Here is a 13,555-nt window from a genome sequence, read left to right as displayed (position 1 = left end):
TGGGTAGACGCGCTAGCTTCAGGTGCTAGTGTCCTTACGGACGTGGAGGTTCAAGTCCTCTCCTGGGCACCATACCCCGTATCATGACGCTGACAGGACGACACAATCCGAGCAGTATCCAGAGGTAACCGCGACATTGAATCGCGGTTTTTTTGTGTCCTGCCGTTGCCGGCTTCGCTCAGAAGCGACTCGGCAGTCGCGCCACCTCGTCGAGATTCCAGCCCTGTGTCTGCACCCCGGCTTCCAGCGCTTCGGCCGCCGACGCCGAGAGCTGCGGAAAAAAGTCCAGGCCGGTGCGCGCCTCGACGTCATCGATGCTGACCAGGTAACGATCCAGCGGCTCGTCGCCACTGACGTTCTGGGGCATGATGAAGGCCAGCGCCCTGGGCTGTGCGCCCGGCACGATCAGGATCTTGTAGAAGGCCTCCGGCACCTCCACCAGGCCGGCACGCTCCATGACCCCGCTGAAGAAGAATTCGTCGTCGAAGATCGGGCCGGTAATCACCCGCAGCCGGCCGAAGCGCGGCACGAAACGATCCATCACCACCTCCTCGAGCCGCTGCCACAGCCGGCGATTCAGATCCGGACGCTGGGGCGTCATGTTGCTCATCAGGAAGGTATCGCGCTGGGCCGCGCGGCCATGCACGGCGGCGATGGCATAGTTGGGCGCCAGATGGCCGCGATCATACCCGCTGTGGGCATAACTGTCGGGCTTGAGCGGCCAGAGGGTGCGCCAGTCACGCCGAAACCCCGGGCGCTCCCCTGCCTGCGGGTCATCCACGGCCTGCAGGGCATAGCTGACCCACAAGGGGCTGACCCGGATGTCCGACCAGCCGAGAAGATAGCCGTCGTTGCGCAGCACGCGATGCAGGCTCAGTGGCGTCAGTTCGGCCCAGGTCGGCACGCCCTGCCAGCTCAGCCGATCACGCACCTCACGCTCCTGCATGTACCAGAGGCCACTGCCGACGGCGGCAAACAGCACGGCAACACCCGTACGCCGCATCATGCGACGCAGAAAAGAGTCAGCAGACATCTCGAGAATCCATTCCAGTCAGTCACCGCGGGCCGTAACCGGCCGCTGCGGCAGAGGCGTTACCAACCCAGCGAGAACATGGTCTCGAGATCGTGGCGGGAGTGAACCTGCATGGCATTGAGGGTTTCGGTATCGGCGATGCCCTCGACATCATTGAGGCGGCCGGTCACCAACTCGGCCAGGCTCTCGAAGTCCCGGGTCCGGGCAATGGCCACCAGGTCATAGCGACCACAGGTGGAAAACACCTCGCTGATGCCTTCGACATCGGCCAGGCGTTCGGCCACCGGTTTGACCTGGCCCTTCTCGGTATTGATCAGGATCACGGCATTCTGCATCAGGCGCTCCTCGACGGTACTCGGCTGAACGATAGGCGATGACAGCGGCCATCGCGGCTGCGGCGAGTATAGCAGCGTCAAGCGATGCTCAGCACCATGCCCACGCGCCTACTGCGCCGCGTCGTCATCCTCGGGCAGTGGCCATTGATAGCGGCCGACGATTTCGTTGTCCTGCACCGACTCCAGCTTGACCGGAAAGCCCCAGAGCTGATGCAGGTGGCGCATGACCGGATAGACACTGCGCGCCAGCGGCCGACGGTTATCCTGGATATGGCGCAGCGTCAGTGAGCGGTCGCCACGAATATCCGCGGCCTGCACCTGGATGTTGGGCTCGCGCACCGCGAGGGCATACTGGCTGGCAAGCGCCTCGCGGATGCGCTGATACCCCCGCTCATCATGAATGGCGGTCACCTCGAGCATCTCGTCCTGATCATCGTCCACCACCTTGAACAGCTTGAGCTCGCGAATCACGCGGGGCGACAGGAACTGCTGAATGAAGGACTCGTCCTTGAAGTTGTGCATGGCGAACTGCAGGGTCTCCCGCCAGTCGCTGTCGGCGAGATCGGGGAACCACAGGCGGTCCTCGTCGGTGGGAGATTCGCAGATGCGGCGCAGGTCCGAGAAGATCGCGAACCCCAGCGCATAGGGGTTGATGCCGTTGTAGGCGGGGCTATCGAAGGCGGGCTGCTGGACCACCGAGGTGTGCGACTGCAGGAACTCCAGTATCAGCCCCTCGTCCACGAGGCCGTCATCGTAGAGGCGGTTCATCAGGGTATAGTGCCAGAAGGTGGCCCAGCCCTCGTTCATCACCTGGGTCTGACGCTGGGGATAGAAATACTGCGCCAGCTTGCGCACGATGCGCACCACTTCCCGCTGCCAGGGCGCCAGCAAGGGGGCATTCTTTTCGATGAAGTAAAGCAGGTTCTCCTGGGGTTCCGGGGGATACCGGGCACCGGCATGCAGGCCCAGCGGGTCCTCCTCGTCCATGTCCGGGCTGTCGGTCTCGGCCGGCGAGCGCCCGGGAATGGTGCGCCACAGGGTGTTCACCTGAGCCTGGAGGTGGCTCTCGCGTTCCTTCTGGCGCCGGATTTCCTCTTCCGCCGAGATCGGCGAGGGCCGCTTGTAGCGATCGACTCCGTGGTTCTGCAGGGCATGACAGGCGTCCAGCAGCTGCTCCACGGCCGTCACACCATGACGCTCTTCGCACTCGGCGATGTAGCGGCGGGCAAACAGTAGATAATCGACGATGGAGCCGGCATCGGTCCAGGTCTGGAAGAGATAGTTGCCCTTGAAGAAGGAATTGTGTCCATAGCAGGCGTGGGCCATGACCAGCACCTGCATCATCAGGGTGTTTTCCTCCATCAGGTAGGCGATGCACGGGTTGGAGTTGATCACCAGCTCGTAGGCCAGGCCCATCTGACCACGCCGATAGGCCTGCTCCACGGCCAGGAACTGCTTGCCGAAGGACCAGTGGTGGTAACCCACCGGCATGCCGACGCTGGCATAAGCGTCCATCATCTGCTCGGTGGTGATGATCTCGATCTGATTCGGATAGGTGTCCAGCCGGTATTCATCGGCCAGGCGGGCGATTTCCGCCTCGAACTCGGCGAGCACCTCGAAGCTCCAGTCGGAGCCGGTGGCGATGGGCTTGCGATCCAACATGCTGCCTCCTGGGCCGCGCCTCACGACGACGCGGCTCGCCGCTGGAACAACTCGCGGAATACCGGGTAGATATCACCGGCCTCGATGATCTGACGCATAGCGAAGCGGTCGGCATACTCTGCTTCCACTCGCTCGTACTCTTCCCACAGCGCCTGGTGCGCATGGGGCGTGATCTCGACATAGGCGAAATACTGCAGCCTCGGCATCAGCGAGCGGGTCAGCAGATCACGACAGGTCAGCGAGTCGTCATCCCAGTTGTCGCCATCCGATGCCTGGGCCACATAGAGATTCCACTGGCTCGGCGGGTAGCGGGCCTCGATGATTTCGTCGACCAGGGTCAGGGCGCTCGAGACGATGGTGCCGCCGGTTTCCCGGGAGTAGAAGAACTCTTCCTCGTCGACTTCGCGGGCGGCGGTGTGGTGGCGCACGAAGACCAGCTCGACCCGCTCGTAGTTGCGCTCCAGAAAGAGATACAACAACAGGAAGAAGCGCTTGGCGATGTCCTTGTGAGCCTGCGTCATCGAGCCGGAAACATCCATCACGCAGAACATCACCGCCTTGCTCGACGGCTGGGGCTGCTGGATCACGTTGTTGTAGCGCAGGTCATTGGTATCGATGAAAGGCACCGCCTCCAGGCGTTTTTCCAGACGCGCGATCTCGTCCTTCAACTCCTGGATGCGCACCGGATTGCGCAGGGCCGGGTCCTTGTGTTCCTCGGCCTCCAGCGCCTGCTGGGCCTCGCGCAGTGCCCGGCGGATCGGCCCGCGCATGGCGATACGCCGGGCATGCGCCTCACGCATGGAGCGCACGATATTGATCCGCGCCGGCACGCCGTCGCGGGTCAGGCCGGCGCGCACCGGCCGGGTTTCCTCCAGGTCGACCAGCGGCTTGCGCTCCAGATGCGGCAGCTCGAGCCCCTCGAAGACGAAGTCCAGGAACTCCTCGCGGGTCAGGCTGAAGGCGAATTCATCCATGCCCTCGCCCTGATTGGAGGCACCACCCTCGCCGCTGCCGTCACCGCCGCCACTGCCACCCGGCCGCTTGAAGCGATCTCCCTCGACGAATTCCCGGTTGCCCGGTGCAATGATCGAGCGCCGGCCGCCCGGGCCGTGCTGGAAGACCGGCTCGGAGATATCCCGGGACGGAATCGAGACCTTCTCGCCGCGCTCCATGTCGGTGATGGAGCGGCGATTGACCGCTTCTTCCACGGAGCGTTTGATGTGCCCGCGATAGCGATCCAGAAAGCGCTGCCGATTGACCGCACTCTTGTGCTTGGCATTGGCCCGACGGTCGATGAAATAGCTCATGCTGACCTCCTCTGGGCGGCGCGGCGAACGTCGAAGTTCGCCTCTCGTAGCTCGTAGCTCGTAGCTCGTAGCTCGTAGCTCGTAGCTCGTAGCTCGTAGCTCGTAGCTCGTCACACAGCCTACTGCGACTTGCGCACCCTCAGGTACCACTCGGCCAGCAGCCTCACCTGCTTCTCGGTATAGCCGCGGTCGACCATGCGCGCCACGAAGTCCTCGTGCTTCTTCTGGTCCGCCGTGGACGCCTTGGCGTTGAAGGAGATCACCGGCAACAGCTCCTCGGTGTTGGCGAACATCTTGTGCTCGATGACCCCGCGCAGCTTCTCGTAGGACTGCCAGCTCGGGTTCATGCCGTTGTTCTGGGCCCGGGCCCGGAGCACGAAGTTCACCACCTCGTGGCGGAAATCCTTGGGATTGGAGATGCCTGCCGGCTTTTCGATCTTTTCCAGCTCCTCGTTGAGGGACTGACGATCGAAGAGCTCACCGGTCTCGGGGTCTCGATACTCCTGGTCCTGAATCCAGAAGTCGGCATAGGTGACATATCGATCGAAGATGTTCTGACCGTATTCGGAGTAGGACTCCAGATAGGCGGTCTGGATCTCCTTGCCGATGAAGTCGACGTAGCGTGGCGCCAGGAACTCCTTGATGTAGCGCAGGTAGCGCTCGAAGGTCTCGCGTGGCAGCTGCTCCTGCTCGAGGCGCTGCTCAAGCACATAGAGCAGGTGCACGGGGTTGGCGGCCACTTCATGGTTATCGAAGTTGAACACCTTGGACAGAATCTTGAAGGCAAAACGGGTCGAGAGCCCATCCATGCCCTCGTCCACCCCGGCATTGTCGCGGTACTCCTGGATCGACTTGGCCTTGGGATCAGTGTCCTTGAGGTTTTCGCCGTCATAGACCCGCATCTTGGAGTAGACGCTGGAATTTTCCGGCTCCTTGAGGCGCGAGAGCACCGAGAACTGCGCCAGCATGCGCAGCGTATCCGGTGCGCAGGGCGCCTCGTTGAGCGAGGAGTGTTCGAGCAGCTTCTTATAGATGTTGATTTCTTCGCTGACCCGCAGGCAATAAGGCACCTTGACGATATAGACACGATCGAGAAAGGCCTCGTTATTGCGATTGTTGCGGAAGGTCTGCCACTCGCTCTCGTTGGAATGCGCCAGCACGATGCCGTCAAAGGGAATCGCCCCCATGCCCTCGGTGGGGTTGTAGTTGGCCTCCTGGGTCGCCGTCAGCAGCGGATGCAGTACCTTGATCGGGGCCTTGAACATCTCGACGAATTCCATCAGCCCCTGGTTGGCGCGACACAGCCCGCCGGAAAAGCTGTAGGCATCGGGGTCGTCCTGCGAGTAGAGCTCGAGCTGGCGGATATCGACCTTGCCGACCAGTGACGAGATGTCCTGGTTGTTCTCGTCGCCGGGTTCGGTCTTGGAGATGGCCACCTGATTGAGGCGCGACGGATACAGCCGCACGACCCGGAACTGCGAGATATCACCACCGTATTCCTGCAACCGCTTGGCCGCCCAGGGCGACATGACACTCTTCAGGCAGCGCGGCGGAATGCCGTATTCCTGTTCGAGCAGCTCGCCATCTTCCTCCGGCGAGAACAGCCCGAGCGGCGACTCCTGAACCGGAGAGCCCTTGATGGCATAGAAAGGCACGTGCTCCATCAACAACTTGAGGCGTTCGGCCAGGGATGACTTGCCACCACCCACCGGGCCCAGCAGATAGAGAATCTGCTTCCGTTCTTCCAGGCCCTGGGCGGCATGGCGGAAATACGCCACGATCTGTTCGATGGCGTCTTCCATGCCATAGAACTCGGCAAAGGCCGGATAACGGCGGATCACCTTGTTGGAGAAGATACGCGCCAACCTGGGGTCCTTGGCGGTATCGATCACTTCGGGCTCGCCGATCGCCTCCAGCAGGCGTTCAGCGGCGTTGGCATAGACCGAGGGCTGCTCGTGGCAAAGTTCCAGATACTCCTGCAGGCTCATTTCTTCCTGCCGAGTACGGGCATAACGGTTCTGCACATGATCGAAGATGCTCATCGAAGCCTCCTGTAGGGAGGCCCTGTCCGAACGCCGGCGACCAGTGCCCGGCGATGCTGCGACTGGACCTCCTTGGACCCGACTCCCCGTCAAGGCGTCATCCATCCGCATGCCAACCGGGGATCGCTACACCTTCAGCGTAGACAGCATTCACGCATCCCTCTGGCGTGACCTTCAACGCAACCGCGGGATACCGACGCCGACCAGCACTGAAGGTCTCAGTATGTTTGATGCGCTGACCGGCCATTTGGTTCGCCATCTCATCGAATCGACCACTCCGACAAGCCCTCAGAAGGTGGTGGCCAGCCGGGTCCCCTGCTCGATGGCGCGCTTGGCGTCGAGCTCGGCGGCCTGATCGGCGCCCCCGATGACGTGCACCGAGACCCCCGCATCCACCAGGGCCTCGAGATCATCGCGGACCGACTCCTGGCCGGCGCAGACCACCACCGTGTCCACCTCGAGCAGGCGCGGCTCGCCATCCTGGCGGATGTGCAGCCCTTGATCATCGACGCCCAGATAGTCGCAGCCGGCCAGCATCTCGACGCCTCGATGGCGCAGCGAGGCGCGATGCACCCAGCCCGTGGTGGTGCCCAGCCCCTTGCCGGGCTTCGAGGTCTTGCGCTGCAACAGCGTGACCCGGCGAGGCACCGCGGGGCGCTGCGGGGTCTTCAAGCCACCCGCCGACGAGACGCTCAGATCAACGCCCCATTCATCACACCAGGCCTCGGCATCCAGGGCCGGATGCCCGGCATGGGTCAGCAGTTCGGCGACGTCGAAGCCGATACCGCCGGCTCCGATGATCGCCACCCGAGGGCCGACACGCTCGGCATGCATGATGGCCATCGGATAGGACATCACCCTGGGGTGCTCGCTGCCCGGCAGATCCAGCGTTCGGGGCCTGACACCGGTGGCCAGCACCACCTCGTCGAAGGCACGCAATTCATGCACGTCCGGCGCCACGCCCAGCCGAACCTGGACCCGATGCCGATCGAGCATGACCCGGAAATAACGCAGGGTCTCATCGAACTCTTCCTTGCCGGGGATGCGCCGCGCATAGTTGAACTGGCCGCCGAGTTCGGACTGACGCTCATAAAGCGTGACTGCATGCCCGCACTGTGCCGCCGTCACGGCCGCTGCCAGGCCGGCCGGGCCACCGCCGACCACCGCGATCTGCCGGCTCTGGGCGGCCGGCGTGATCAGCAGCTCGGTTTCGTGACAGGCGCGCGGATTGACCAGACAGGAGGTCAGCTTGCCCTGGAAGGTGTGGTCCAGGCAGGCCTGGTTGCAGGCGATGCAGGTATTGATCTCGTCGCGGCGACCATCGCGGGCCTTGGCGACCCAGGCCGGATCGGCCAGAAAGGGCCTGGCCATGGAGACCATATCGGCCTGCCCCGCGGCCAGCACCCGTTCGGCGACCTCGGGCATGTTGATGCGGTTGGTGGTGATCAGCGGGATCGCCAGGGCCTCGCGCATGCGCCGCGTCACCTGGCTGAAGGCGGCGCGCGGTACGCTGGTGACGATGGTCGGCACCCTGGCCTCATGCCAGCCGATCCCGGTATTGATCACATCCGCGCCTGCCTGCTCCACCGCGCGCCCCAGGGTCACCACCTCCTCGAAGGTACTGCCCTCCTCGACCAGGTCGATCATCGACAGGCGGAAGATGACCAGGAAGTCATCACCCAGCTCGGCGCGTATACGCCCGACGATGGCCAGCGGAAAACGCATGCGGTTGTCCAGCGACCCGCCCCACTGGTCCTGGCGATGGTTGGTGCGGCGACACAGGAACTGATTGATCAGGTAGCCCTCGGAGCCCATGATCTCGACCCCATCGTAACCCGCCTCGCGGGCCAGGGTGGCGCAGCGGACATAGTCCTCGACGGTCGCTTCCACCTCGTCATGCGTCATTTCGTGCGGCGTGAAGCGGTTGATCGGCGCCGCTATTGGCGATGGTGCCACCAGCTCCGGCGAATAGGCATAGCGCCCGGCATGCAGAATCTGCAGGCAGATATGCCCCTGCTCGGCATGCACGGCATGCGTCACGCGACGATGCTCCGCCACCTGCTCGGGACACTCGAGTGTCGCCGCGCCCTGGAAGACCGCTCCTTCGGCATTGGGCGCAATCCCTCCGGTCACGATCAGTCCCACGCCTTCACGGGCGCGCTCGGCATAGAACGCCGCCAGCCGCTCGAAACCCTGGGGAGCCTCTTCCAGATTGGTATGCATGGACCCCATCAGCACGCGATTGGGCAGCGCAAGGTGCCCCAGGGTGATGGGACGCAGCAGGTTGGGATAGTCGGTCACGGCCAGCTCCTCGCGTTCGCACGGCATGAATTCAAACAACTGTATGACAGTCACAGGTGTTGCGCAAAGTCTACCGACGCGAAGCGCCGGCTGCGTCGCGAAACATGAGCCGTTTCGGAAACGTCGGCGCCTGGTCAAAGCGTAGCGGGTACTGGCCTGGAGGCGATCCCGCCGCAGGAGAAAATACGAGGGCACATACGAAAGACCCCGAGTCATGCGACTCGGGGTCCGGAATTCGGGGCAGATGGCGGACCGGACGGGACTCGAACCCGCGACCTCCGGCGTGACAGGCCGGCATTCTAACCAACTGAACTACCGGTCCGCTTGCACTTCCTGCTACATGATCAGGCATGACAGACGTCATGGTGGGTGGTACAGGGATCGAACCTGTGACCCCCAGCTTGTAAGGCTGGTGCTCTCCCGGCTGAGCTAACCACCCCTGGTCACGTGGCGCTGCATTCTACAGGGTAAGCGTTTTTTGTCAACGCGTTTTTTTGCCTGCCTCTCCCGGCGTGTCGCCATAACCGCCGCTCAATCATCCACTTGAGGCAGGCCCCGACGCATGGTGCGCTTCTGTGGCTCAGCCGTGGCACTGCATGAAACCGGCAATGCCACAGGCCGCCTGACGAATCAGTGACGCCTGATCATGCCCCGAGCGACGCCTCGGCCGCCAGTCATGCTCACCATCCGCCAGCCACTGCAGCTCGGCCACAGCCGGCAGATCGTAGTCGGCGACTTCCTGCCGGGTGCCGAAGGGGTCACGCTCGCCCTGCACCACCAGGGTCGGACAGGCCAGAGCCGGCCAGTGATCCAGGCGCAGCGTCGCCGGGCGACGCGGGGGATGGAAGGGATAACCACACAGCACCAGGCCCGGGGCGCCATCCCGCACCGCCAGCATGCTGGCCACACGTCCGCCCATCGACTTGCCGCCCAGCCACGGCGGAGTTGCCAGATGCTCGGCCAGGGTGTCGCGCCAGCCGGCCAGCTCATCGACCAGACGCTCGACGCGCGGCGGCGGCCGCCGACGGCCCTCGTGGCGCATGCGGCGCAGGTAGGCGAATTCCATGGCCAGCGTCTGGATGCCCGCCTGCGCCAGGGCCTGACGCAGTGCGACGAGAAAGGCCGAGTCCTGACCGGCCCCGGCACCATGGGTCAGCAGCAGCCTGCCCAGACGGCACTCGCCCTCCACCTGCAGGGGCCCCAGGGCGTCGAGCCACCAGCGGCCCTGCTCGCCCGCCTCGATGCTGCGCGCCAGAGCGGCCGCATCGAGCACGGGCAAGGACCCGGCGGCAGACTCCGCTGAAGCATCAGATGACATGGCGCCTTCCCGTACGATGGTGACCGTCTCTCGCGGCCTTAAAGCTCGGTGAAGTCGATTCTAGCCGCCTGCATCCGAGCCTGCTTTTCCTCGAGTCCGGCAAAATCGAATAGCTCGCGGTCGGCGAGTTGCGACGGCGCGACATTGGTCACCGCCTTGAACATGCTCTCGAGGCGCCCGGGGTGACTGGCCTCCCAGTCGGCCAGCATTTCCTTGACCACCTGGCGTTGCAGGTTGGGCTGGGAGCCGCACAGGTTGCAGGGGATGATTGGGAACTCCATGCGCCGCGAGAACTCGGCGATATCGGCTTCCCGACAATAGGCCAGCGGCCGGATGACCATGTTCTTGCCATCGTCGGACAACAGCTTGGGCGGCATGGACTTGAGGCTGCCGCCGAAGAACATGTTGAGAAACAGCGTCTCGAGTATGTCCTCCCGATGATGACCGAGGGCAATCTTGGTGGCGCCGATCTCCTCGGCATAGCCATACAGGGAGCCACGCCGCAACCGCGAACACAGCGCACAGGTGGACTTGCCCTCCGGTGTCTTTTCCTTGACCACCGAGTAGGTATCCCGCTCGAGGATGTGATAATCCACGCCGATACCGTCCAGATACTCGGGCAGAACATGCTCGGGGAAACCGGGTTGCTTCTGGTCGAGATTGACCGCCACCAGGGAGAAGTCGACCGGCGCATTGCGCTGCAGATTGCGCAGGATCTCGAGCATGGTGTAGCTGTCCTTGCCACCGGACAGGCAGACCATCACCTTGTCGCCCTCGCGAATCATGTCGTAATCGATGATGGCGTTGCCCACCAGTCGCCGCAGGCGCTTCTGAAGCTTGTTGAACTCACGCCTGGTGCGGGCGGCATCACCTGCGCCATTGTGAGTGGCATCAGGCTGGTCGGGGGTCTCGGTCATTACGGCATCTTGCATGATCTCGGCGCTGCCAGGACGGTTGCTGAATTCGATGGCGTGGATTCTACCACTGCCTGGCAGGAGTGGCGAAATGCGCCCGTCAACCGCCCCGCCAGCGCGGGACTTCACGATGCACCAGGTCGAGGTAGAGGCGCGCCGTGGCCACCGCCTCGTCGCGCAGCGTGCGTGATTCGGGCAGCGCAATTCCCAGGCGCTGAGCGGCCTCGGCCAAGCGCGGGCGACGTTCGAGCTGCGGATGCCAATAGTGCTGACGACGCTGATAGAGATGGGCCACATCCACTGTCGCATTGGGCAGGTCGAAGCCGAAGCGCGGTCGCAGCCAGTGATTCAGCCGGTTCAGCTCAGGCTGTTGCGACCAGATGACCAGGGGACGATTGCCGACGAAGTTCAACAAGCCTTCCAGCGCCTCGCCCGATGGATCCTCGCGCCCCTCCGCCCTATCAGCGGGCAGACTCAGGGCCAGGGCATCATGCGCCTGGACCTGATCGCCCTGCACACAGACCGCCACCATGACCAGAGCGCCGGGGCCATCCCGGGCCGCCCCGTCAGCGAGCGCCAGGGCAACCATCTCGTCACCCATGTAAGGCTGGAACAACCAGCCGTACTGGCTATCGGCGTGACGACGACGATCGACGACGCGACGCAATACCTTGAACATCCATGCCCCCGGTCGGTAGCGGTCATTGGCCGGCCCGGGCGCTACCCGATACATCGGCAGCACGCCCCTTGGCAGGCATGACCGCCTAGCCATATTCGAGATGATAGCGATGCGACAGTCGCTGCTTGAATTCCTTGACAATGTGCAGGGCTTCACGCAACAGGTCCTGCTCCAGCGATGAAAGCTCCTGCACGACGACCCTGTCGGAGTCATCGGCCAGGCCATCGAGATGCGCCAGCTGCTGCTTGAGCCGCAACTCGGTGAACAGCGACAGGGCCTCGCCCAGGTCATCGGCGAACCGCGCCTCGAGACGCCCATCGGCAACCAATGCGTCCAGTCGCTCGAGGGTCGAGGTCAGGCCGATGTGACGCTCCAGCGCCATGACGCGAACCCCATGCACGAGCGGAAAGATGCCGGCCTTCTTGATGTCGATGCCCTGCCGCGGCTTCTTCAGGGAACCGAACAGGGTCAAGGGCGTCGCGAAACGCAGTACCGGCCGCGCAAAGTGCGACAATAGAATCTCGTTGCCGCTGCAGCGCTCGAGGAGCGTCTCGCGCAGTCGCGACAGCAACACCGGGTTGCCCGCCATGGCATGGGCGTCCAGCAGAATGGCGAGATTCATCAGGGCATCCGCATCACCGCGTTGCACCCAGTCCTCGATGCGTTCGCACCACTGACTGACGGTGCCGACCCACTGCGGATTGGAGACCATGATGCCGCCCGGACAGGGTGGGTAACCCAGCTCGAGCAGCGCATCGCTGAACGCCTGCATCTGTGCCCTGCATTCGGGCCAGGACACCCCATCCTCCAGCACCAGACCATTGTCCTGATCTGTCTTGAGCACCTGCTCGCCACGCCCCTCGCTGCCCATGACCATCAGGCAGCTCGCCGTCCGATAGCGGGGATCGATCAGGAAGTGCCAGGTCCTGGCCATGATGCGACCGTTCAAGGCCGCCAGCAGCGCCATGATGAAGCGCGGCTTGGCCCCCTGGGCAGCCAGCCCGCGGACCAGGCTCGGCAGCTGGCGACTGGCCTCCGCCAGGTCGCGTGAATCCTCCGCGCGTTCGATCTGCAGACTGACCACATGACTGTGGCTGGAAAAATGGCTCAAGGCATCGGTGAGCTCCACCACCCCCAGAGGGGCAGCATCCTCCATGACCACCACGCGCTCGATGCGATGCCGTGTCATGGTGACCAATGCCTCGAACAGATACTGGTCGGGCCGCATGCTGATCAAGGTGAAGTTGGCGATCCGCGCGAGTGGGGTATCCGCCGGATACTGCCGCAACACGAGGGCGTTGAGCAGGTCGGTCTTGGTGATCATGCCCACGTCGTCGTGGCGCTCGACCAGGAGGCTGTCGACATGCCACACCTCGAGTGCCGCGACGGCATCATGGATGCTCGCCTCCGCCGGCAGCTTTCGTGGCTGACGCATGCACTCCCGTGCCCGGGTCAGCATGGCCCCGGCCATCACCGAGCCTCCCGCGGCTCGCTGGGCCGCCAGCAGGCGAGTCTTGTGCGCCAGGCTACGCCGAAAGCTTTCGGCAAAGGCCGGGTATTCATCGCACAAGGCCAGGAACTCGGCCCGGGGCAGCAGATGGCAGTGGGTCGGCTGGTCGGCTCGAAACCGGTAGCGGCTCTGCCCGTGCAACAGGCTGATGGCCCCGAACAGGTCGCCGGTGGTGTAGCGGCCGATGCATTCGACCTCACCCCGTCGAGACGTATCCAGCTCTGCCACATCGCCCTCGGCGATCACGAACAGCGACTCGGCGGCCTCGCCTGCCTCGAGAATGATATCGCCCTGTGCGAAGTCGGCCGACCCGAGGTGTGTCCGGACTCGCTGCTGTCCGGCATCGTCGAGCAGCGAGAACGGGGGCTGAGACAGATCGATATCGACCATGAACTGGGCCTCGTGCCATGGGAGTTGAGCCGCCAGGTCTGGACGGCGATGAAAGGACCCGACC

Annotated in this window: 10 protein-coding genes and 2 tRNA genes; all 12 read right to left on the bottom strand. The window is 63.8% G+C overall.

The window, feature by feature from the left end:
• Positions 1–178: 178 nt before the first annotated feature.
• The 12 genes from HHA01_RS01270 to HHA01_RS01215 all read right to left on the bottom strand — a co-directional run bounded on the left by HHA01_RS01270 (position 179) and on the right by HHA01_RS01215 (position 13,491).
• Positions 179–1,033, bottom strand: coding sequence for a DNA/RNA non-specific endonuclease (locus HHA01_RS01270; RefSeq protein ID WP_141317292.1), 855 nt, complete (start codon positions 1,031–1,033; stop codon positions 179–181).
• 59 nt (positions 1,034–1,092) lie between these two features.
• Entirely contained in the window at positions 1,093–1,368 is a 276-nt protein-coding gene (locus HHA01_RS01265; RefSeq protein ID WP_141317295.1) for an Lrp/AsnC family transcriptional regulator, read from the bottom strand.
• A gap of 108 nt (positions 1,369–1,476) precedes the next feature.
• Positions 1,477–3,030, bottom strand: coding sequence for a SpoVR family protein (locus HHA01_RS01260; RefSeq protein WP_141317291.1), 1,554 nt, complete (start codon positions 3,028–3,030; stop codon positions 1,477–1,479).
• A gap of 20 nt (positions 3,031–3,050) precedes the next feature.
• Positions 3,051–4,337, bottom strand: a complete 1,287-nt coding sequence (locus HHA01_RS01255; protein WP_141317290.1) for a YeaH/YhbH family protein — start codon at positions 4,335–4,337, stop codon at positions 3,051–3,053.
• 119 nt (positions 4,338–4,456) lie between these two features.
• Positions 4,457–6,379: a PrkA family serine protein kinase gene (locus tag HHA01_RS01250; RefSeq protein ID WP_141317289.1), complete on the bottom strand. Its 1,923-nt coding sequence runs from the start codon at positions 6,377–6,379 to the stop codon at positions 4,457–4,459.
• Between the two features lie 288 nt (positions 6,380–6,667).
• A complete protein-coding gene (locus HHA01_RS01245) occupies positions 6,668–8,680 on the bottom strand; it encodes an NADPH-dependent 2,4-dienoyl-CoA reductase (RefSeq protein ID WP_170214813.1) in 2,013 nt (670 codons plus the stop codon).
• A gap of 245 nt (positions 8,681–8,925) precedes the next feature.
• Positions 8,926–9,002 (bottom strand) — tRNA-Asp (locus HHA01_RS01240).
• 41 nt (positions 9,003–9,043) lie between these two features.
• Positions 9,044–9,119, bottom strand: a tRNA-Val gene (locus tag HHA01_RS01235).
• Between the two features lie 141 nt (positions 9,120–9,260).
• A complete protein-coding gene (locus HHA01_RS01230) occupies positions 9,261–9,998 on the bottom strand; it encodes an alpha/beta family hydrolase (RefSeq protein WP_246053769.1) in 738 nt (245 codons plus the stop codon).
• 38 nt (positions 9,999–10,036) lie between these two features.
• A complete protein-coding gene (gene ttcA, locus HHA01_RS01225; RefSeq protein ID WP_246053768.1) occupies positions 10,037–10,915 on the bottom strand; it encodes a tRNA 2-thiocytidine(32) synthetase TtcA in 879 nt (292 codons plus the stop codon).
• Between the two features lie 97 nt (positions 10,916–11,012).
• Positions 11,013–11,645 carry a 3'-5' exonuclease family protein gene (locus HHA01_RS01220; protein ID WP_246053767.1) on the bottom strand — a complete coding sequence of 211 codons (633 nt, stop codon included), beginning with the start codon at positions 11,643–11,645 and terminating at the stop codon, positions 11,013–11,015.
• Between the two features lie 31 nt (positions 11,646–11,676).
• Positions 11,677–13,491, bottom strand: coding sequence for a DUF294 nucleotidyltransferase-like domain-containing protein (locus HHA01_RS01215; protein WP_141317286.1), 1,815 nt, complete (start codon positions 13,489–13,491; stop codon positions 11,677–11,679).
• Positions 13,492–13,555: the final 64 nt, after the last annotated feature.

This window comes from Halomonas halmophila, assembly GCF_006540005.1.
Classification (GTDB): domain Bacteria; phylum Pseudomonadota; class Gammaproteobacteria; order Pseudomonadales; family Halomonadaceae; genus Halomonas; species Halomonas halmophila.
The sequence above is the reverse complement of the archived record's forward strand: the minus strand, read 5'-3'. Positions and strand labels throughout refer to the sequence as shown.

Excerpts from the sequence above, each read along its gene's own strand:
- HHA01_RS01270 (WP_141317292.1), bottom strand. The coding sequence starts at position 1,033 with ATGTCTGCTGACTCTTTTCTGCGTCGCATGATGCGGCGTACGGGTGTT.
- HHA01_RS01265 (WP_141317295.1), bottom strand. The coding sequence starts at position 1,368 with ATGCAGAATGCCGTGATCCTGATCAATACCGAGAAGGGCCAGGTCAAA.
- HHA01_RS01260 (WP_141317291.1), bottom strand. The coding sequence starts at position 3,030 with ATGTTGGATCGCAAGCCCATCGCCACCGGCTCCGACTGGAGCTTCGAG.
- HHA01_RS01255 (WP_141317290.1), bottom strand. The coding sequence starts at position 4,337 with ATGAGCTATTTCATCGACCGTCGGGCCAATGCCAAGCACAAGAGTGCG.
- HHA01_RS01250 (WP_141317289.1), bottom strand. The coding sequence starts at position 6,379 with ATGAGCATCTTCGATCATGTGCAGAACCGTTATGCCCGTACTCGGCAG.
- HHA01_RS01230 (WP_246053769.1), bottom strand. The coding sequence starts at position 9,998 with ATGTCATCTGATGCTTCAGCGGAGTCTGCCGCCGGGTCCTTGCCCGTG.
- ttcA (WP_246053768.1), bottom strand. The coding sequence starts at position 10,915 with ATGACCGAGACCCCCGACCAGCCTGATGCCACTCACAATGGCGCAGGT.
- HHA01_RS01220 (WP_246053767.1), bottom strand. The coding sequence starts at position 11,645 with ATGTATCGGGTAGCGCCCGGGCCGGCCAATGACCGCTACCGACCGGGG.
- HHA01_RS01215 (WP_141317286.1), bottom strand. The coding sequence starts at position 13,491 with ATGGTCGATATCGATCTGTCTCAGCCCCCGTTCTCGCTGCTCGACGAT.